This window comes from Streptomyces sp. NBC_00287 (genome assembly GCF_036173105.1).
Classification (GTDB): Bacteria; Actinomycetota; Actinomycetes; order Streptomycetales; family Streptomycetaceae; genus Streptomyces.
In genome coordinates, this window is sequence record NZ_CP108053.1 from 6,730,789 (window position 1) to 6,750,715 (window position 19,927).

At 70.0% G+C, this 19,927-nt stretch carries 16 protein-coding genes; 11 read left to right on the forward strand and 5 right to left on the reverse strand.

What is annotated here, in order from left to right; all coding sequences use genetic code 11:
• Positions 1-64: 64 nt before the first annotated feature.
• A complete protein-coding gene (locus tag OHT76_RS30875; RefSeq protein WP_328874125.1) occupies positions 65-1,708 on the forward strand; it encodes an RNA polymerase sigma factor in 1,644 nt (547 codons plus the stop codon).
• Here OHT76_RS30875 and OHT76_RS30880 read toward each other — a convergent pair.
• Together OHT76_RS30880 and OHT76_RS30885 are read right to left on the reverse strand one after the other, a co-directional pair.
• A complete protein-coding gene (locus tag OHT76_RS30880; protein WP_328874126.1) occupies positions 1,653-2,381 on the reverse strand; it encodes a glycerophosphodiester phosphodiesterase in 729 nt (242 codons plus the stop codon). The two genes, OHT76_RS30875 and OHT76_RS30880, sit on opposite strands and share 56 nt — an antisense overlap.
• 23 nt (positions 2,382-2,404) lie before the next feature.
• Complete coding sequence (locus tag OHT76_RS30885; protein WP_328876660.1) at positions 2,405-3,538, reverse strand: adenosine deaminase; 1,134 nt, start codon at positions 3,536-3,538, stop codon at positions 2,405-2,407.
• A 631-nt stretch (positions 3,539-4,169) separates the two neighbouring features.
• On the opposite strand from OHT76_RS30885, the gene OHT76_RS30890 reads away from it, so the two are divergent.
• On the forward strand, positions 4,170-4,667 hold the full coding sequence (locus tag OHT76_RS30890) for a DUF4190 domain-containing protein (RefSeq protein ID WP_328874127.1): 498 nt from the start codon (positions 4,170-4,172) through the stop codon (positions 4,665-4,667).
• Positions 4,668-4,871: 204 nt separating this feature from the next.
• Here the strand turns inward: OHT76_RS30890 and OHT76_RS30895 are convergent, their stop codons facing one another.
• A complete protein-coding gene (locus tag OHT76_RS30895) occupies positions 4,872-5,426 on the reverse strand; it encodes an NADAR family protein (RefSeq protein WP_328874128.1) in 555 nt (184 codons plus the stop codon).
• Positions 5,427-5,637: 211 nt separating this feature from the next.
• Here OHT76_RS30895 and OHT76_RS30900 point away from each other — a divergent pair, with 211 nt between their 5' ends.
• From OHT76_RS30900 to OHT76_RS30935, 8 genes are all read left to right on the forward strand, one after another.
• A complete protein-coding gene (locus OHT76_RS30900; protein WP_328874129.1) occupies positions 5,638-7,173 on the forward strand; it encodes a gamma-aminobutyraldehyde dehydrogenase in 1,536 nt (511 codons plus the stop codon).
• 54 nt (positions 7,174-7,227) lie between these two features.
• Positions 7,228-8,475 carry a polyamine ABC transporter substrate-binding protein gene (locus OHT76_RS30905; RefSeq protein ID WP_328874130.1) on the forward strand — a complete coding sequence of 416 codons (1,248 nt, stop codon included), beginning with the start codon at positions 7,228-7,230 and terminating at the stop codon, positions 8,473-8,475.
• A complete protein-coding gene (locus OHT76_RS30910) occupies positions 8,472-9,629 on the forward strand; it encodes an ABC transporter ATP-binding protein (RefSeq protein ID WP_443049856.1) in 1,158 nt (385 codons plus the stop codon). Before OHT76_RS30905 ends, OHT76_RS30910 begins: the two co-directional genes overlap by 4 nt.
• Positions 9,629-10,552 carry an ABC transporter permease gene (locus tag OHT76_RS30915; RefSeq protein ID WP_328874131.1) on the forward strand — a complete coding sequence of 308 codons (924 nt, stop codon included), beginning with the start codon at positions 9,629-9,631 and terminating at the stop codon, positions 10,550-10,552. Before OHT76_RS30910 ends, OHT76_RS30915 begins: the two co-directional genes overlap by 1 nt.
• Entirely contained in the window at positions 10,553-11,353 is an 801-nt protein-coding gene (locus OHT76_RS30920; protein ID WP_328874132.1) for an ABC transporter permease, read from the forward strand.
• Positions 11,354-11,388: 35 nt separating this feature from the next.
• On the forward strand, positions 11,389-12,807 hold the full coding sequence (locus OHT76_RS30925; RefSeq protein ID WP_328874133.1) for an NAD(P)/FAD-dependent oxidoreductase: 1,419 nt from the start codon (positions 11,389-11,391) through the stop codon (positions 12,805-12,807).
• Positions 12,808-12,929: 122 nt separating this feature from the next.
• Positions 12,930-13,382 carry a hypothetical protein gene (locus OHT76_RS30930; protein ID WP_328874134.1) on the forward strand — a complete coding sequence of 151 codons (453 nt, stop codon included), beginning with the start codon at positions 12,930-12,932 and terminating at the stop codon, positions 13,380-13,382.
• 135 nt (positions 13,383-13,517) lie between these two features.
• Positions 13,518-15,272, forward strand: coding sequence for a chitinase (locus tag OHT76_RS30935; RefSeq protein ID WP_328876662.1), 1,755 nt, complete (start codon positions 13,518-13,520; stop codon positions 15,270-15,272).
• Here the strand turns inward: OHT76_RS30935 and OHT76_RS30940 are convergent.
• Both OHT76_RS30940 and gabT read right to left on the reverse strand, forming a co-directional pair.
• The gene (locus OHT76_RS30940; protein ID WP_328876663.1) at positions 15,211-16,053 is read right to left on the reverse strand and encodes a phosphatase PAP2 family protein; all 843 of its coding nucleotides are present in this window, start codon (positions 16,051-16,053) and stop codon (positions 15,211-15,213) included. The genes OHT76_RS30935 and OHT76_RS30940 overlap by 62 nt on opposite strands.
• A 164-nt stretch (positions 16,054-16,217) precedes the next feature.
• The gene (gabT, locus tag OHT76_RS30945) at positions 16,218-17,552 is read right to left on the reverse strand and encodes a 4-aminobutyrate--2-oxoglutarate transaminase (RefSeq protein WP_328874135.1); all 1,335 of its coding nucleotides are present in this window, start codon (positions 17,550-17,552) and stop codon (positions 16,218-16,220) included.
• A gap of 241 nt (positions 17,553-17,793) precedes the next feature.
• Here gabT and OHT76_RS30950 point away from each other — a divergent pair, with 241 nt between their 5' ends.
• The gene (locus OHT76_RS30950; RefSeq protein ID WP_328874136.1) at positions 17,794-19,893 is read left to right on the forward strand and encodes an ATP-binding protein; all 2,100 of its coding nucleotides are present in this window, start codon (positions 17,794-17,796) and stop codon (positions 19,891-19,893) included.
• The last annotated feature ends 34 nt before the right edge of the window (positions 19,894-19,927 follow it).

Below are 19,927 nucleotides of genomic sequence, written 5' to 3' on the forward strand. Positions count from 1 at the left end.
CTCCCTCATGGCCCCTCCCTGACACAGCGCGTACGAAGAGGGAACGACACAGGAGAGGACGTACGTGGACGAGGCAGCCGGCAGGCAGTGGCGCTCCACCATCGCGGCCGCGCAGGCGGGGGACCGGCGTGCGCTGGACGAGCTGGTGGCGGGGTGGCTTCCCCTCGTCTACAACGTCGTCGGGCGGGCCCTCAACGGGCATGCCGATGTCGACGACGTCGTCCAGGAGACCATGCTGCGGGCCGTCGGCAACCTCGGGTCGCTGCGCGATCCGGACAGCTTCCGGTCCTGGCTCATCGCCATCGCCATGCGGCAGATACGGGACCGGGCACGCCGTCGGCAGTCCGCGCCGCTCGACGACTCGGCGGCCCAGCAGGACTTCGCCGAACTGACCGTGCTGCGCCTCGGACTCGAGGGCCAGCGGCGCGAGGTCGCCGAGGCCGTGCCGTGGCTCGACGACGAGGACCGGCAGTTGCTGTCGCTGTGGTGGCTGGAGGTCGCGGGCGAGCTGAGCCGGCGTGAGCTGGCGGCCGCGGCCGGGATCAGCCGGCAGCACGCGGCGGTGCGTGTGCAGCGGGTGAAGGAACGTCTGGAGACCGCCCGCGGCATCGTCCGGGCGCTCGACGGCGCCTGCCCCGACCTGCGCGAACTCACCTCCCGCTGGAACGGCCGTCCCGACTCGGTCTGGCGCAAGCGGCTGGCCCGGCACATCAGGGGCTGCGGCTACTGCGGCGACGCGCGCGAGACCGTCGTACCGGCCGAACGGCTTCTCGTCGGCCTCGCTCTCGTCCCGCTTCCGGTCGGCTTCACGCTCTCCCTGGCCTTCGGCGGCAAGACCGCCGCGGCGGCGGCCTCCGTCGGCTGGTCCGCCAAGGTGCTGGGCGCGCTCACCCAGCCCGTCGTCGCCGTCACGGCCGGCGCGACCATCGTCGCGGGCGGCGCCTACGTCGTCACCCAGCCGTCCGACGACCCGCCCCCGCGCGCCACAGCACCCAAGACGGCGGTGACCACCCACTCACCGTCGCCCACCCCCACCCCCACTCCGTCCCCGTCGGTGACCCAGCGGAAGGTCCAGCTCTACGGCACAGTCGTCGACGTCGTCGATCAGGCGCCGGACCCGAACGCGGACCCCGGCACCCTGCCCCGTCGCCCCGAGACCGGGCTCACCAGCACCTGGGGCGCGAAGGCCGTCATGCAGCACCGAGGGGAGAGCGTGACGCTCAGCGGACGGGGCTATGTGCTGGTGCGCTGGCAGATCGCCCCGCACGACCGGTCCGGTGGGCTCGCCATGCCGACCTGGACCGGGCTGAAGGGGAAGCTGTTCCATGTCGCGTCCGGGGGCGGACGTCGTATGGACGATGTCGTCGGGGACGGTTCCGATCGCGGGTACGTCACCGGCATGGGCGGCCCGGACATCGGCTACACCGTGCTGCCCGACGGCACCCAGCAGATGTGGCAGAACGAGTACTTCTACCTCGACGGCACCGTCACCCTGCACCAGAACGAGCGCGGCGCCTCCTACGGACTGACCGTCATGCCGACGGACTGGGCCGCAGCGGACAAGGACGTCCACTACGGCCCCGACCAGGGCGCGATCCGCTACGGCCTGGTCCGTGACACCGGCGACGACACCGCGCCCGTGCCGCAGTACGTCACGCGCGCGACCCCCGCCGATCCGGCGACGGTGGAGCGGCGTTCGCGCGTGTGAGCGCGTGCAGCGTGTCGATACGGTTCGTGGTGATCGAGTCGACGCCCAGGGCGATCAGCCGACGCATCGAGCGGCGGGTGTCCGGGGTCCAGACCGACAGCAGGTGCCCACCGCGATGGACCCGCTCGGCGAGGGCTCGGTCGACCAGCCCGAAACGGTAGTTGAGCCAGCGCGGCCGCACCGCCTCCAGTAGCCCGGGCCGCGGCGGCGCCAGCGTCGTCCAGGTCAGCGCGATCTCGGCGGCCGGGTCCGCGGCGCGCACGGCGAGCATGGCGGGGGCGCCGGCGCAGTAGTACACGCGGTCGGCCGCGCCCGACTCCCGTACGACGTCCACGACCCGGCGCGCGGCGCGCAGATCCGGTGTGCCGGGCAGGTCGAGCATGACGCGGGTGCCGTCGGTCCGGGCGAGGGCCTCGGCCAGCGTCGGAACCTTGCCGACCGTGTGCTCGCGTACCTCGTCCGCCGAAAGCGCGAGCAGCGGGCGGTCCAGCTCCCACAGCCGCTTCAGCGACTCGTCGTGCAGCAGCACGGGCACGCCGTCCCGGGTCAGCCGTACGTCGATCTCTACGGCGTCGGCGCCTCTGCTGATCGCCGAACGCAGGGAGTCGAGCGTGTTCTCGCGGAAGAGGTAGGGGTCGCCGCGGTGGGCGACGGCGGTGATCGTCTGGTTCATGCGGCTCATGTGATTGATCGGGCTCATGGGGCGAGCCAGGTGGCGGTGTACGTGTCGATCTCGGCCTTGATGCGGGCCTTGCCGGGCTCGTCGAGGAAGGACGCGTCGACGGCGTTGTGCGCGAGCTGGGCGAGGCCGCGCTCGTCGAGCTCCAGCAGACGGGCGGCGACCGCGTACTCGTTGTTGAGGTCGGTGCCGAACATCGGCGGGTCGTCGGAGTTGATGGTGACCAGGACGCCGGCCCGCGTGAACTCCTTGATGGGGTGCTCGTCGAGGGTGCGGACCGCGCGGGTGGCGATGTTGGAGGTGGGGCACACCTCCAGGGCGATGCGGTGCTCGGCGAGGTGCGCCAGGAGCTTCGGGTCCTGGGCGGAACTGGTGCCGTGGCCGATGCGCTCGGCGCGCAGGTGGGTCAGGGCGTCCCAGACCGTCTCCGGTCCTGTGGTCTCACCGGCGTGCGGCACGGAGCGCAGGCCTGCGGCGATGGCCCGGTCGAAGTACGGCTTGAACTGCGGCCGCGGTACGCCGACCTCGGGGCCGCCGAGCCCGAACGACACCAGGCCCTCCGGGCGCAGCCGGTCGTCGGTGGCGAGCCGCACGGTCTCCTTGGCGGATTCCAGCCCCGCCTCGCCGGGGATGTCGAAGCACCAGCGCAGTACGGTCCCGAACTCCGCCTCCGCCGCCTTGCGGGCGTCCTCTATGGCGTCCATGAAGCCGCGCTCGTCGATGCCGCGGCGGGTGGAGGAGAACGGGGTGATGGTCAGCTCGGCGTACCGCACCTGCTGGCGGGCCAGGTCCCGGGCGACCTCGTACGTCAGCAGACGTACGTCCTCCGGGGTGCGGATCAGATCCACGACGGACAGATACACCTCGATGAAGTGGGCGAAGTCCGTGAAGGTGAAGTAGTCGACCAGGGCCTCGGGGTCGGTGGGCACCTTGGAGTCGGGGTGGCGGGCGGCCAGTTCCGAGACGATGCGGGGGGAGGCGGAGCCGACGTGGTGCACATGCAGTTCGGCCTTGGGCAGTCCGGCGATGAAGGCGTGCGGGTCGCGCGAGGCGCTCGCGATGCCGGTTGCGGTGTGGTCGGTCAAGGTTCCTCCCCGGGAACGGCGTCCCCGGCCGGGGTGCGGCGGGACGCGGGTGATCGGCTGATCGATGACTCCGGGATCATCGTAGGCCGCGGCCTTGCGGTCGTGGGCGGCGCCGTAGCATGACGGGACGCAGACGGAGGGGGGCCCGCGCATGTCCGACGAGACGTCTGTGCCGGGGGCGGCGGAGGGTGCTGGGGCTGTGCCGGGGGCGGCGGATGCTGGGGCCGGGGATGGGGCCGGGCCGCGGGTGGAGCTGACGAAGGGTGGGCAGGACGCGGGGGTGTCTCGGGGGGAGCCGAGTCCCTGGGCGCCTCCGATGCCGGGTGGCTCCGGGGCCCGGGGTGAGCCGGACTCTTGGGTGCCTTTGACGCCGGGTGGCTCCGGGTCTCGGGGTGGGCCGGACTCTTCGGTGCCTTTGACGCCGGGCGGTTCTGCGCCTCGGGCTGAGGTGAGCCCTTGGGCGCCGCCTGCGCCGGGGGTCTCTGCGTCTGGTGAGCCGGAGCCTTGGGTGCCTCCAGCGCCGGGCGGTTCTGCGTCCCAGGGGGAGCCGAACCCTTGGGCATCGCCTGCGCCGGGGGCCTCTGTGTCTCGGGGTGAGCCGGACCCCTGGGTGCCTCCAGTGCCGGGCGGGTCGGGCGTCGCCGACGGGCCCGGGCATACCGTGGCCTCGGGGGCGTCTGCCTGGTCCGCTCCTTCGGTGCATGACCAGGAGACGGTTACGTCGATGCCGGATGCTCCGGCGCAGGCGCAGCCGGGGTCCGTCCCGGGCAATCCCTTCGCACCGCCGGGTCCGGCGCAGGGCTTTGCCGCGAACCCCTTCGCCGCGCCTGCCGTGCACCCGCCGTATGCCCAGGGCGAGCCCGTGCCTCCGCCGCCCATTGCCCCCGACGGGCCGGGGCAGGTTCCTTACGGTTACCCCGGTGCCTACGGTTGGCCCGGGATGCATCCCATGCCCAGCAACGGCATGGGTACGGCGTCGCTTGTGCTCGGGATTATCTCGGCAGCCGTCTTCTGTCTGTGGCCGCTCGCCATTCTGTCGGGCGTTCTGGCGCTGGTCTTCGGTCTGCTGGGGCGTGGGAAGGTTCGGCGGGGTGAGGCGAACAACTCGGGGCAGGCCTTGGCTGGGGTGATCTGTGGTGCCTCGGGGATTGTGCTGGGGCTGGCGATGCTGGCGTTCGTGATCGCCACGTCGTAGGAACCGCCGGGTTCTTCTCGCCCCCGCCGCCCCTACCCGTCCCATCCCAGGGGGCTGCCGCCCCCAGACCCCCGCTTCGGCCCTGAAGGGGCCTCGTCCTCAAACGCCGGACGGGCTAAAAACAGCCCCTCCGGCGTTTGAGGAGCGGGGTCCGGGGCGGAGCCCCGGGATGGGACGGGTAGGGGCGGCGGGGGCGAAAAACCCCTACCCCCGCAACCGCTCCCGCGCCTCCATCAACGCGAACCCCAACAAATTCGGCCCCCGCCACCGCTCCGGATCCATCGCCGCCCCGTCACTCGCCGCGAGCCCGATCCCCCACACCCGATCCACAGGACTCGCCTCCACCAGCACCCGCTCCCCGGTCCCCAGCAGAAACCCCCGCAGCGCGTCATCCGACCCGAACTTCTGCACGCTGCCCTCGACCACGATGCCGAACCGCTCGCGCGCCCATATCCCCTCGTCGAACCCACGCACCAGCCGCCCGGCGTTCTTCGCCTCGGAGGGATGCGAGGCGGCCAAGACCTTCCGCTCGGCCTTGGGGTCGCCGAACAGGCGGGCCTTTGCGGCCATCATCCAGTGCTCGGCCGTCGCGTACACCACGCCGTCCACCGTGAACGGCGACGGCCACCACTGACTCAGACAGCTCGCACCGATGCGGCCATCGGGCCTCGGCCGGTGCCCCCAGAAGTGCAGATACTTGATCCCCGCCCCCGCGCGGACCTCCCTGACCAGGGCATCCCGAGAATCGATCTTTCCCATGCACGCGAGTCTGGCACGCACCACTGACACTCCGTCCTGGCTTTTTCCGGTTCACTCGACACCTGGTCGACAGATTCCGTCGCGTAACCAAAAGGCAACAACGGAATCACTTGTTGGAGGACTCCCGCTCTGTCAGGATCGGCACTCAAATCGAGCTGGAGCTACGCCACCCGCCCCCGTGGACAGCGGGGCGAAGGCGGAGGAGAGCGACATGCACAACCCGGGCAAGACCACCCCGGAACGATTCCCGGCACACGAGCGCTTCGCGTCCGGTGCGCAGTACATCGGCGGCCGTGCGACCAAGGGCACCTCGGGCCGTACGCACAGCGTCGTCGACCCGGCCACCGGCGAGGAGGTCCTCACCTACGAACTGGCGGGGACCGAAGACGTCGACGCCGCCGTCGCCGCCGCCCGCGCCGCCTTCCCCGGCTGGTCCGGCGCCACCCCCGGCGAGCGCTCCGACGCGCTGCACAAGCTGGCCGCCGTCCTCGCCGAACGCGCCGAGGAGTTCGCCCGCGCCGAGTCCCTCCAGTGCGGCAAGCCACTGAAGCTGACCCGTGAGTTCGACGTCCCGGGGACCATCGACAACACCGCGTTCTTCGCGGGTGCCGCCCGCCATCTTCAGGGGCAGTCCGCCGGTGAGTACTCCGGTGATCACACCTCTTACGTGCGCCGCGAGCCCATCGGAGTCGTCGGCTCCATCGCCCCCTGGAACTACCCCCTCCAGATGGCCGCCTGGAAGATCCTCCCGGCGATCGCCGCGGGCAACACCATCGTGCTCAAGCCCGCCGAGCTCACCCCGCTGACCTCGCTGCTCTTCGCCGAGGCCTGCACCGAGGCGGGTATCCCCGACGGTGTCGTCAACATCGTCACGGGCACCGGCAAGGAGGCGGGTGAGCATCTCGTCGGGCATCCGGACGTCGTCATGACCTCCTTCACCGGGTCCACCGCCGTCGGCAAGCGCGTCGCCGAGATCGCCACCGCCACCGTCAAGCGGATCCACCTGGAGCTCGGCGGCAAGGCGCCCTTCGTCGTCTTCGACGACGCCGACCTGGAGGCCGCCGCCAACGGCGCCGTCGCGGGCGCTCTCATCAACACCGGCCAGGACTGCACGGCCGCCACGCGCGCGTACGTCCAGCGACCGCTGTACGAGGCGTTCGTCGAGAAGACCGCCGCCCTCATGGAGACCGTCCGGCTCGGCGACCCCTTCGCCGCCGGTACCGACCTCGGCCCGCTCATCTCCCACGTCCAGCGCGACCGCGTCGCCGGGTTCGTCGACCGGGCGCGTGGCTACGCGCGCGTGGTGACCGGCGGGGAGGCCCCGCAGGGGGAGCTGAAGAAGGGCGCCTTCTACCGGCCCACCCTCGTCGCCGATGCCGCTCAGGACAGCGAGATCGTCCAGTCCGAGATCTTCGGTCCTGTTCTTGTCGTCCTGCCCTTCGACACCGACGACGAAGGGATCGCGCTCGCCAACGACACCCCGTACGGCCTCGCCGCCTCCGCCTGGAGCCGGGACGTCTACCGCGCCAACCGCGCCACCCGTGAGATCAAGGCGGGCTGTGTGTGGGTGAACGACCACATTCCGATCATCAGCGAGATGCCCCACGGCGGGTACAAGGCGTCCGGCTTCGGCAAGGACATGTCAGCCTACTCCTTCGAGGAGTACACGCAGATCAAGCACGTGATGTTCGACAACACCGCGGTCGCCAGGAAGGACTGGCACCGCACGATCTTCGGGGACCGATAGCAGCCAGGCCGCCCGACCCGCGGCCGCCCACCCTCCCGAAAGGGCACCAAGCGCATGGAGCAGTTCGAGCCCGACCGCCTTTCCCCGGCCCAAGTGGCCGCCATGCGGCGCAGCTTCCGCAACGGCAGGGCGTCCCTCTCCCGCCGTTCGCTGCTGCGCGCCTCCACCGGCGGCGCGCTCGCGGTCGGCGGTCTGGGAACGCTGAGCGCCTGCGGCATCCCGGCCGCGGGCAAGACCGAGGGCGGCGTCTCCGCCGACGACCACTCGGCCAAGGAGAAGTCCGTCAGCTTCTCCAACTGGACCGAGTACATGGACGTCGACGAGAGCGAGAAGCACCACCCGACGCTCGACGCGTTCACCGAGCGGACCGGCATCAAGGTCAAGTACACCGAGGACATCAACGACAACGTCGAGTTCTTCGGCAAGATCAAGCCGCAGCTGGCGGCCGGCCAGGACACCGGGCGCGACCTCATCTGCGTCACCGACTGGCTCGCCGCCCGGCTGATCCGCCTCGGGTGGGTCCAGAAACTGGACCCGGCCAACCTGCCGCACGCCTACGCCAACCTGTCCTCCCAGTTCCGCTCCCCGGACTGGGACCCGGGGCGCGCCTACTCGTATGTATGGCAGGGCATTTCGACGGTCATCGCCTACAACAAGAAGGCGCTGGACGGCGTCGAGGTGAAGACCATCTCCGATCTGCTCGACAACCCCAAGCTCAAGGGCCGGGTCGGCTTCCTGTCCGAGATGCGCGACAGCATCGGCATGACGCTGCTGGACATGGGCAAGGACCCGGGGAACTTCACCGCCGACGACTACGACGCGGCCATCGCCCGTATCCAGAAGGCCGTCGACAAGGGCCAGATCCGCCGCTTCACCGGCAACGACTACACCTCCGACCTGTCCAGCGGCGACTTCGCCGCCTGTATCGCCTGGGCCGGAGACGTCGTACAGCTCAAGGCGGACAGCCCGGACATCGACTTCATCATCCCGGACAGCGGATACATGACGTCGACCGACAACCTGCTGGTCCCCAACAAGGCCCGGCACAAGACCAACGCCGAACGGCTCATCGACTACTACTACGAGCCGAAGGCTGCCGCCGAACTCGCCGCGTACATCAACTACGTCTGCCCCGTCGACGGGGTCAAGGACGAGCTGGCGAAGATCGACGAGGATGCGGCGAACAACCCGCTGATCATCCCCGACAAGGCCATGGCCGCGAAGTCCCGCGCCTTCCGCTCGCTGAGCTCGAAGGAAGAGACCGAATTCGAAACGAAGTTCGCGAAGCTGACTGGGGCGTGATCGACGTGACCACCAAGAACGACAACACCGGCGACGTCCGTCTCACGGGCATCAGCAAGACGTACGGCGCCTTCACCGCCGTACACCCGCTGGACCTGACCGTGCCGCAGGGCTCCTTCTTCGCCCTGCTCGGCGCCTCCGGCTGTGGCAAGACCACAACGCTGCGCATGATCGCGGGACTTGAGGAGCCGACCTCCGGCACCGTCTTCCTCGGCGACCAGGACGTGACCCGGCTGCCGCCCTACAAGCGGCCCGTGAACACCGTCTTCCAGTCCTACGCCCTCTTCCCGCACCTCGACATCTTCGAGAACGTCGCCTTCGGCCTGCGCCGACGCGGCATCAAGAGCGTGAAGAAGCAGGTCGAGGACATGCTGGAGCTCGTGCAGTTGGGCGAGCAGGCACGTAAGAAGCCGCATCAGCTCTCCGGCGGCCAGCAGCAGCGCGTCGCGGTCGCCCGCGCGCTGATCAACCACCCCAAGGTGCTCCTCCTCGACGAGCCGCTCGGCGCCCTCGACCTCAAGCTGCGCCGCCAGATGCAGCTGGAGCTCAAGCGCATCCAGACCGAGGTCGGCATCACCTTCGTGCACGTCACGCACGACCAGGAGGAGGCCATGACCATGGCCGACACGGTCGCCGTGATGAACGCGGGCCGCGTCGAGCAACTCGGCGCCCCCGCCGATCTGTACGAGAACCCGAAGACCACCTTCGTGGCCAACTTCCTCGGCACCTCCAACCTCATCGAGGCCGAGGTCGACGCCAAGAGCGGCGAGGACATCGTCCTCAAGGCGGGCGGCGGCAAGCTCGTCCTGCCCGAGGCGCGCTGTTCCGCCCCCACCACGACCGGCGGCAAGGTGCTGGTCGGCGTACGGCCGGAGAAGATCTCCCTCACGCACGCGGACGACGCCGGCGAGATCCCGGACGGCCGCAACCGCGTCACCGGAAAGATCGCGGACGCGTCCTTCATCGGCGTCTCCACGCAGTACGTCATCGACAGCCCGGTCTGCCCCGAGTTCGCGGTCTACGCCCAGAACGTCGACCGCGACGCCCGTCTCGTCCCCGGCGCCGACGTCGTCCTGCACTGGTCCCCGGCGCACACCTTCGGCCTGGATGCCGCCCAGGACATCGACGCGGGCACCGAGGAAGAGGCGGTCTGATGGCGACGGTCACCGAGGCGCCGCCCCTGGCGCCCGCCCCCGAGAAGAAGCCCCCGCGCAAGAGGGGCCGCTGGACGCCGTACCTCCTGCTGCTGCCCGGACTCGCCTGGCTGCTGGTGTTCTTCGCGCTGCCGATGGTCTACCAGGCCTCCACCTCGGTGCAGACCGGCTCGCTGGAGCAGGGCTACGAGGTCACCTGGCACTTCGCCACCTACTGGGACGCGCTGACCGAGTACTACCCGCAGTTCCTGCGGTCGGTGCTGTACGCCGGTTCCGCGACGATCCTGTGTCTGCTGCTGGGCTATCCGCTGGCGTATCTCATCGCCTTCCGGGCCGGCCGCTGGCGGAACCTGATCATGATCCTGGTGATCGCGCCGTTCTTCACCAGCTTCCTGATCCGCACCCTCGCCTGGAAGACGATCCTCGCGGACGGCGGCCCGGTCGTCGGCGCGCTCAACTCGCTGCACGTCCTGGACGTCACCAGCTGGCTCGGGATGACGGCGGGGGACCGGGTACTGGCCACCCCGCTGGCGGTCGTCTGCGGTCTGACGTACAACTTCCTGCCGTTCATGATCCTGCCGCTCTACACCTCGCTGGAGCGCATCGACGGCCGGCTGCACGAGGCCGCGAACGATCTGTACGCCAAGCCCATCACGACCTTCCGGAAGGTCACCTTCCCGCTGTCGATGCCGGGCGTCGTCTCCGGCACGCTGCTCACCTTCATCCCGGCCGCCGGTGACTACGTCAACGCCGATCTGCTCGGCTCCACCGACACCCGAATGATCGGCAATGTCATCCAGTCGCAGTTCCTCAGGATTCTCGACTATCCGACGGCCGCCGCGCTCTCCTTCATCCTGATGTTCGCGATCCTCATCATGGTCACGCTCTACATCCGCAAGTCGGGGACGGAGGATCTGGTTTAAATGGCCTTCGTCAACTGGCTCCGGCGCAATCTCGTCGTCATCGCGGGCCTCATCACGCTCGGATATCTGCTGCTGCCCAACGTCGTCGTGACGGTGTTCTCCTTCAACGACCCGAAGGGCCGCTTCAACTACGAGTGGCAGAAATTCTCCACCGACGCCTGGACCGATCCCTGTGGTGTCTCGGGGTTGTGCTCCTCGCTCACCCTGAGCCTCCAGATCGCCTTCTGGGCGACGCTGGGCGCCACCGTCCTCGGCGCGATGATCGCCTTCGCCCTGGTCCGCTACCGGTTCCGGGCGCGCGGCGCGGTGAACTCGCTGATCTTCATGCCGATGGCGATGCCCGAGGTCGTCATGGCCGCCTCGCTGCTCACCCTGTTCCTCAACATGGGCGTCCAGCTGGGCTTCTGGACGATTCTCATCGCCCACATCATGTTCTGCCTCAGCTTCGTCGTGACGGCCGTCAAGGCGCGCGTCATGTCGATGGACCCGAGGCTGGAGCAGGCCGCGCAGGATCTCTACGCCGGCCCGCTGCAGACCTTCCTCCGGGTCACCCTGCCGATCGCGGCACCCGGAATCGCCGCGGGCGCGCTGCTCGCCTTCGCGCTCTCCTTCGACGATTTCATCATCACCAATTTCAACGCGGGCTCGACCGTCACCTTCCCCATGTTCGTCTGGGGCTCGGCTCAGCGCGGAACGCCCGTTCAGATCAATGTCATCGGTACCGCCATGTTCCTCATCGCCGTACTGTTCGTCCTGGCCTCGATGGTCATCAGCAACCGCCGCAACAAGCAAAAGGCGTAGCCCTTTTCGATAACCCCCTGTAGGGAGTTGAAATCATGGCCCCAAGCGCCATGAGCCGTTGGACAAAGGCACTTTCTGAAGCACAGCCGGTTCCGTACTGGCTGGACGACCCCGGCAAGCCCCACCCCGAGCCCGCGCTCACCGGCGCCGAGACCTGCGATCTGCTGGTCGTCGGCGGCGGATACAGCGGACTGTGGACCGCGCTCCTGGCCAAGGAGCGCGACCCGCACCGGGATGTCGTCCTGCTGGAGGGCCGCGAGGTGGGCTGGGCCGCCTCGGGCCGCAACGGCGGCTTCTGCGCCGCCTCCCTCACCCACGGTCTGCCCAACGGGCTCGCCCGCTGGCCGGGCGAGATCCACAAGCTTCAGGAGCTGGGCGCCCGCAACCTCGACGAGATCGAGGCGGCGGTCGCCCGGCACGGCATCGACTGCGACTTCGAACGCACCGGCGAGATCGACGTCGCCACCGAGACCTACCAGGCCCGGGAACTGCGCGACTGGTACGAGGAGATCGAGCGCGAGGGACTCGCCGAGGGCGTCGAGTTCCTGGACGCCGATGCCGTGCGGGAACAAGTCGACTCACCGACATTCCAGGCGGGCCTCCACGACCGCCGGGGCGTCGCCATGCTCAACCCGGCCAAGCTGGTCTGGGGTCTGAAGGCGGCATGCGTCCGGCTCGGGGTGCGGGTGTACGAGCACACGCCCGCGCTGGACCTGAAGCCGTACGGCGCCGGCATGGCCGTACGCACCCCGTACGGAACGGTCCGCGCCCGCCAGGTCGCCCTCGGCACCAACATCTTCCCGAACCTGGTCAAGCGGGTGCGCGCCTTCACCGTCCCGGTCTACGACTACGCCCTGATGACCGAGCCGCTCACCGACGACCAGCTCAAGGAGATCGGCTGGCAGAACCGCCAGGGCCTCGGGGACAGCGCCAACCAGTTCCATTACTTCCGGCTGTCCGCCGACAACCGGATCCTGTGGGGCGGTTACGACGCCATCTATCCGTACGGCGGCCGGGTGCGCGCCGAGTACGACGACCGCCCGGAGACGTACGCCAAGCTCGCCGATCACTTCTTCACCTGCTTCCCGCAGCTGGAGGGCCTCAACTTCACCCACGCCTGGGGCGGCGCGATCGACACCTGCTCGCGCTTCTCGGCGTTCTTCGGCACAGCACACGGCGGGAAGGTCGCGTACGCGGCGGGCTATACGGGGCTCGGCGTCGGCGCCACCCGCTTCGGTGCCGATGTGATGCTGGACCTGTTGTCGGGGGAGCCCACCGAGCGGACCGAACTGGAAATGGTCCGGCGCAAGCCGCTGCCCTTCCCGCCCGAGCCGTTCGCCTGGACCGGGATCGCGCTCACCAAGTGGTCGCTGGCCCGGGCCGACGCGCACGGCGGGCGGCGCAACCTCTGGCTGAAGACGATGGACCGGCTGGGTCTCGGCTTCGACAGCTGACGCGCGCCGGATGTGCTCCGGTTCACTTCAAAAGGTTGCGGAAACCCGCGTAATGCCTGGCAGGGACCTCCCTCTCCCTCCTGACGCACAAGGCGTCCACGACGGAAAAGGGAGGTCCCGTCATGACAGGGGCGAAGACGGCGGTCGAGTGGCTCGCGTCCGTGGCACCGGATCCCGAGGCCTGCCGCTGGGAATGGGAACGCAACCCGCTCGGGGTGGCCCTGCTGCCCGCCGGGAAGGCCTGGGACGTGCTCATCCTGCCGGGCGAACTCGGCTACCCGACGCTCGATGTACTGACCCGTATCCTCGACCGGCCCGGCCCGGTGCTCGTCGACTTCGGCGACGCCCGCATGGGCTTCTTGGTACCGCCGGGCACCGCGGCCCGCTGGCTCGGCACCGGCATCCGTACGGCAGGGGCCGGCACCTGGATCGTGGTGCCCTACCCCGGGCGCGCCACCGGCGGCGTCCGCTGGCTGGTCCCACCGGACGGATCCGGCACCCTCACCGACCCCGCACTGCTCGAACTGGCCATGCATGAAGCGGCGGCGGGACTGGCCACGGACGAGGAGGACTGACCGGGAGAAAGCTGACAGGGGGTCTTGACAACCCAATTGGTCTGGACCAAGTTGAGCGCGCTCCACCCTCCAATTCCCCCAAGCCCGGAGGCACTTGTGGATCGCACCAGACATTTGATCGCCCTCTTCACGGCCATGGCCCTGGCCGTACCCGGCATCACCGCGCTCTCGTCGGCCGCCCGTGCGGCCGACGCGGACCTGGCCAGGAACGGAGGCTTCGAATCCGGTCTCACCGGCTGGACCTGTACGGCGGGCACCACCGTCACCTCACCTGTGCGCAGCGGCAGTTCAGCGCTGCGGGCGACTCCGGCCGGCAGCGACAACGCCCGGTGCGCGCAGACCGTCACCGTGCAGCCGAACTCCCAGTACACGCTGTCCGGTTACGTCCAAGGCTCGTACGTCTATCTGGGCGCGAGCGGCACCGGCACCACCGACGTTTCGACGTGGACCCAGTCCGCGCCGACCTGGCAGCAGCTCACCACGACCTTCCGCACCGGACCGTCCACCACCAAGGTCACGATCTACACCCACGGCTGGTACGGCACCGGCGCCTACCACGCCGACGACGTCTCCCTGGTCGGCCCCTCCGTCGACCCCGGCCAACCACCCGCACCGCCCACCGGCCTGAGAACAGGCACGATCACCTCCTCCAGCGTCGCCCTGTCCTGGACCGCGGCAACAGGCGCGACGAGTTACGCCGTCTACCGCGACGGCGTCAAGGTCCAGACGGTGAGCGGCACTTCGGCGACGGTGACCGGACTGTCACCGCAGACGGCGTACGCCTTCCAGGTCGCCGCCGTGAACGACGCCGGCGAGTCCGCGAAGTCCGGCACGGTCACCGCGACGACCACCGCGGGCGGGGGCGGCTCCTCCGACCTTCCGCCGCACGCCCTCGTCGGCTACCTCCACGCCAGCTTCGCCAACGGCTCCGGCTACACCCGTCTCGCGGACGTCCCCGACAGCTGGGACGTCATCGACCTGGCCTTCGGCGAGCCGACCTCGGTCACCTCCGGCGACATCCGCTTCACCCGCTGCCCGGTCGCCGAATGTCCGAACGTCGAGAGTGACGCCGACTTCAAGGCCGCGATCAGGGCCAAGCAGGCGGCGGGCAAGAAGGTGCTGATCTCCATCGGCGGCCAGAACGGCCAGGTGCAGCTCACGACGACCGCCGCGCGGGACACCTTCGTCAGCTCGGTCTCGAAGATCATCGACGAGTACGGCCTCGACGGCCTGGACATCGACTTCGAGGGCCACTCGCTCTCCCTGAACGCCGACGACACGGACTTCAAGAACCCCAAGACGCCGGTGATCGTGAACCTGATCTCGGCCCTGAAGACCCTGAAGGCCAAGTACGGCGACGACTTCGTGCTGACGATGGCCCCGGAGACCTTCTTCGTCCAGCTCGGCTACCAGTACTACGGCACCGGCAAGTGGGGCGGCCAGGACCCGAGGGCGGGCGCGTATCTCCCGGTCATCCACGCCATGCGCGACGACCTGACCCTGCTGCACGTCCAGGACTACAACTCGGGCCCGATCATGGGCCTCGACAACCAGTACCACTCCATGGGCGGCGCCGACTTCCACATCGCGATGACCGACATGCTGCTCACCGGCTTCCCGGTCGCGGGCGACGCGAACAACGTCTTCCCGCCGCTGCGCCCCGACCAGATCGCCATCGGCATGCCCGCGTCCACGAACGCGGGCAACGGTCATGTCCCTCCGGCCGAGGTCGTGAAGACCCTCGACTGTCTGACGAAGAAGGTGAGCTGCGGCTCGTACGCCACGCACGGCACCTGGCCCGCGCTGCGGGGCCTGATGACGTGGTCGATCAACTGGGACCGGTACTCGAACTGGGAGTTCCAGCGGACCTTCGACGGCTACTTCGGCTGATGAGCAGGACGTAGCCGGTGAGCAGGACCGTGCAGAGGCACCAACTGGCCACGACGTCCAGTGGCCAGTGGTAGCCGCGCCGGACCAGGCCGTAGGAGACGCCGAGTACGAGGGCGGCGCAGACGGTCACGCAGATGCGGCGGGCTGCGGAGGTGCGGAGCCAGGGGAGGAGGAGCAGGGTCGCGGCGCCGTAGGCGATGGCGGCGGTCGCGGTGTGGCCGGAGGGGAAGTAGCCGGTGGCCGGGGGCACGACGGGGGTGCCCGGGCGGTCGGTGAGCTCCTTGATGGGTACCACCAAGGCCGGAACCAGTGCCATCAGCAGCGCCGCGGCCGTGGCCGGCCACCACCAGCGGTCTGTACCACTGCGCCGGGAGCGCAGGGCGACGTAGACCAGGCTCACCAGGAGGACGGGCAGCGCGACCTGCACATTGCCCAGATCCGCGAGGAGTTCGGAGTCGCGATCGGGATGGACGAGGGCTCTGCTGAGCCGCTCGTCCACCCTTACCAGCGGGCCGTCGGCCACGACCTGCCAGGTGATCAGCGCGAAGAGAAGGGCCGGAAGCCCGAGAAGTCCCAGAAGGGAGAGGAGGGAGGTCGGCCGCCCCGGAACAGGGGGGGTGGTTCCGAGGCGGCCGTCCGGATCGGATGGTCGCGCGCCCCGGGGGGTTTGGGGCGAGCGACTGTCCGATCGGTGAGGAGATCCGGGGCCAGAGGCCCCGTTTGTGTGCGCGAGGGCACGACCAGGTCGAAGCTGGGGAGGCCCCGGCCTGAAGTCGCCCACAGTCCCCTGTGGGCGGGGTGTATCTCTCATCTGGGTAGAACTTACGACAGGGGGTGCGCCCAAGACAGTCGGAATCGAGTCCTGACAGACACCTCGCACACCTTCTTCACACCCTCTGACCCCCGCGGCCCCAGTCCGCTGGGGCCACTGGGGTCAGAGGTGCGTCAGATGCGGGAGAAAGCCTGCTCGATGATGTCGAGGCCCTCGTTGAGCAGGTCCTCGCCGATGACCAGCGGCGGGAGGAAGCGCAGCACATTGCCGTAGGTGCCACAGGTCAGGACCAGCAGGCCCTCGGCGTGGCAGGCCTTGGCGAGGGCGGCTGTGGCCTCCGCGTTCGGCTCCTTGGTGGTGCGGTCCTTGACCAGCTCGATGGCGATCATCGCGCCACGGCCGCGGACGTCGCCGATGATGTCGAACTTCTCGGCCATGGCGCCGAGGCGGGCCTTCATGACCGCCTCGATGTTCTTCGCCTTGGCGTTGAGGTCCAGCTCCTTCATCGTCTCGATGGAGCCGAGCGCACCGGCACACGCCACCGGGTTGCCGCCGTAGGTGCCGCCCAGGCCGCCGGCGTGGGCGGCGTCCATGATCTCGGCGCGGCCGGTGACGGCGGCGAGCGGCAGACCGCCCGCGATGCCCTTGGCGGTGGTGATCAGGTCCGGGACGATGCCCTCGTCCTCACAGGCGAACCACTGGCCGGTACGGCAGAAGCCGGACTGGATCTCGTCGGCGACGAAGACGATGCCGTGGGCGTTCGCGAACTTCACGATCTCCGGCAGGAAGCCCTTGGCCGGCTCGATGAAGCCGCCCTCGCCGAGCACCGGCTCGATGATGATCGCGGCCACGTTCTCCGGGCCGACCTGCTTGGTGATCTGGTCGATGGCCTGCGCGGCGGCCTCCGGACCGGCGTTCTCGGCACCGGTCGGCCAGCGGTAGCCGTAGGCGACCGGGACGCGGTAGACCTCGGGCGCGAACGGGCCGAAGCCGTGCTTGTACGGCATGTTCTTCGCCGTCAGCGCCATCGTGAGGTTGGTGCGGCCGTGGTAGCCGTGGTCGAAGACGACGACGGCCTGGCGCTTGGTGTACGCACGGGCGATCTTGACGGCGTTCTCGACGGCCTCGGCGCCGGAGTTGAACAGCGCGGACTTCTTGGCGTGGTCACCCGGGGTGAGCTCGGCGAGGGCCTCGGCGACCTCGACGTAGCCCTCGTACGGCGTGACCATGAAGCAGGTGTGGGTGAAGTCGGCGAGCTGCGCGGAGGCGCGTCGTACGACGGCCTCGGCGGAGGCGCCGACGGAGGTCACGGCGATGCCGGAGCCGAAGTCGATGAGGCGGTTGCCGTCGACGTCCTCGATGATGCCGCCGCCCGCGCGCGCGGTGAACACCGGCAGCACGGAGCCCACGCCCTGCGCCACCGCGGCGGTGCGGCGGGCCTGCAGCTCCTGCGACTTCGGGCCGGGGATGGCGGTGACGACGCGGCGCTCCTGCGGAAGGTCGGTCATGAGGGGCTCCTGGGGGTTTTGCGGACGCTTGTCTTCTCTTTTCTCGCAGGCTAGGGCGGGGAGCGGGGGGTGGGCATGCTCCATGTGGGCGTTGTCGACGGGGCCGGTTGTCCGTGGTGGACATAGCGGGAGTCCGGTTCCGGCCAGCATGCCGGGGCGGCTAACCGTGAACTCCCCTTGCGGGGGCGTTAGATTGGCTCGCTGACGGTGGTACGGAACGGCTGGTCAGGGGGCAAGGGCGATGGACAGCGACGGGACGCAGGACGCGCGGGGTACGCATGCGACTCCTGTGCCGCGATCACGCTCCGCTGTTCCACCGAGGCCCTCGGCGCCGCCGATGCCGGACGGTTCGGCGTTCCTGGCGTGGCTGCGCACGCCCCGGCCGGAGGCGCTGCCCGGCGTCTGGCGGTTCGGACACCGGCCGCGGCCCGACGAGGAGCCGGAGCAGATCCCCGGGCGGCAGCTGCTGAGCGGGGCGCTGATCGCGTTCCTGGTGGGCTGGCTGGTCTGGTCGCTGCTGTGGAACGGCTACCTCGGCGGCTGGTGGGTGCTGCCGCTGGAGCTGTTCACCCCGGACTCCTGGCGCGAGAACAACGACCGCGTCGGCAACGCGATCCTCTGGTACAGCTACTACACCCTCATCGCCCTCGCGATCATGTTCGCCGTGGGCCGCCTCGGCCGCTGGAGCGAGGTCTGGCGCCGCTACGGCCCACCTGCCTGGCCCCGCCGGACGGCCCTCCCCGAGCGTCCGCCCGCCCCCGAACAGGACCCCGCCGAGTGGCCGCAGCTCCGCGCCGTCGGTGCCGTCGACGCCGCCGAGCGGCTCGCCGCCGAGGGGAAGGCCGGGATGATGCGGGACGTCGATCACGCCCGGATCATCCGCGCCTGGCAGAGCGTGCGCAGTGGCCGGCACAGCCTCGCCACCTTTACCGGCGCGGTGCTGAAGGACGGCGCCGCCGCCTGTCTGCACCCCTCCGGTGAGCGCGATCTGCCGACCCGGCTGTCCCGGCACGATCTGGTGACGGGGCAGGTCCGCCTCGGCACCACCGCCGACGACCCCCGCAACCCCTACGCCTACCGAGGCACCGGTCTCGCCCTCGGCCCCGATCTGCTCGGCACCTCCCTGCTCGCCGTCGGCCCCGCAGGCTCCGGCAAGACCGGTACCGTCGTCCGTCCGCTCGCCGAGTCGCTGTGCCTGCACGCACTCGCCGGACGCGCCGCGGTCGTGGTGGTCGGCGCCGCGGGCGCGGGGCTCGGCCCGGCCGACGCCTACGACGTCGTCGTACGCATCGGGAATCCGGAGTCCGTGTACGACCTCGACCTGTACGGCGGGACCACCGACCCCGACGAGGCCGCGGCCGTGCTCGCCGAGGCGCTGGTCGGAGACCTCGCCGATCCGCACCCCGGCAGCGACAGCCGCCGCTCCACGACCGTGCTGGCCCAACTGCTCGGCCCGTTCCGGGCGGTGCACGGGCGCTTCCCGTCCGTTCCTGAGCTGCGCCAGCTGCTCGACGGCGCGCCCGGACCGCTTGCCGCGCTGCGTACCGCGCTGGAGGGGTCGGGGCAGGAGTCGCTGCTGCGGGAACTGGACGCGCGGGAGCGGCAGCTGGCGCATCCCGGCGATGTCGGGGGAGTCCTCGCGGACCGGGTGGCGCTGCTGGACCGGCCTGCGTTCGCCGGGTTCTTCGACACTTCCGGGCAGTCGCGGCCCTTCTCGCTCAAGGCCCTCGACCACCCCGTGCGGGTCCGTATCGACCTGCCCGCGCGTGGACATGCGGACGCCTCGCGGATGCTGGCGCGGCTGGTGCTCGCCCAGTTCACGGCGAGCGTGGCCGTGCGCGAGGACCGGTCGCTGTTCGCCTGTCTGATCCTCGACGACGCGACGGGCGTGGTGACGCCCGAGGCCGTACGCGGGATCCAGCGGCTGCGGTCCGGGAACGCCGGCGCGGTGGTGACCCTGCGTTCCCTGGACGACGTACCCAGGCCGCTGCGCGGACCGCTGCTCGGGGCGGCCGGCTGCCGGATGGCGCTGTCCGGGCTCACGCCGTGGGACGGGCAGGACTTCGCCGAGGCGTGGGGCAAGGAGTGGACCGAGGCGCGGGATGTCACCGACCGGCAGATCATCGCGGAGACGCCCGCCGGGAAGGCGCTGCACGCGGTGCGCCGGGTGATCACCGGCAAGGCGCCGACCGCGCGGGCCGTCACCGTGCGGCAGGTCGAGAGGGAGCGCTGGTCGGCGTCCGAGCTGGCGCACGCGGTGCCGCCGGGGCATGCGGTGCTGTCGCTGACGGATGTGCGGGGCGAGCACGCGCCGCCGCTGCTGGTGGATCTGCGGGAGTGACAGCTCGTCCATACGGTGCGGCAGAATCGGCATA

Coding starts and splice junctions, on each gene's coding strand:
- gabT (WP_328874135.1), bottom strand. CDS start 17,552: ATGACCGACCTTCCGCAGGAGCGCCGCGTCGTCACCGCCATCCCCGGC.
- OHT76_RS30925 (WP_328874133.1), top strand. CDS start 11,389: ATGGCCCCAAGCGCCATGAGCCGTTGGACAAAGGCACTTTCTGAAGCA.
- OHT76_RS30920 (WP_328874132.1), top strand. CDS start 10,553: ATGGCCTTCGTCAACTGGCTCCGGCGCAATCTCGTCGTCATCGCGGGC.
- OHT76_RS30930 (WP_328874134.1), top strand. CDS start 12,930: ATGACAGGGGCGAAGACGGCGGTCGAGTGGCTCGCGTCCGTGGCACCG.
- OHT76_RS30905 (WP_328874130.1), top strand. CDS start 7,228: ATGGAGCAGTTCGAGCCCGACCGCCTTTCCCCGGCCCAAGTGGCCGCC.
- OHT76_RS30880 (WP_328874126.1), bottom strand. CDS start 2,381: ATGAACCAGACGATCACCGCCGTCGCCCACCGCGGCGACCCCTACCTC.
- OHT76_RS30915 (WP_328874131.1), top strand. CDS start 9,629: ATGGCGACGGTCACCGAGGCGCCGCCCCTGGCGCCCGCCCCCGAGAAG.
- OHT76_RS30935 (WP_328876662.1), top strand. CDS start 13,518: ATGGCCCTGGCCGTACCCGGCATCACCGCGCTCTCGTCGGCCGCCCGT.
- OHT76_RS30895 (WP_328874128.1), bottom strand. CDS start 5,426: ATGGGAAAGATCGATTCTCGGGATGCCCTGGTCAGGGAGGTCCGCGCG.
- OHT76_RS30950 (WP_328874136.1), top strand. CDS start 17,794: ATGGACAGCGACGGGACGCAGGACGCGCGGGGTACGCATGCGACTCCT.
- OHT76_RS30900 (WP_328874129.1), top strand. CDS start 5,638: ATGCACAACCCGGGCAAGACCACCCCGGAACGATTCCCGGCACACGAG.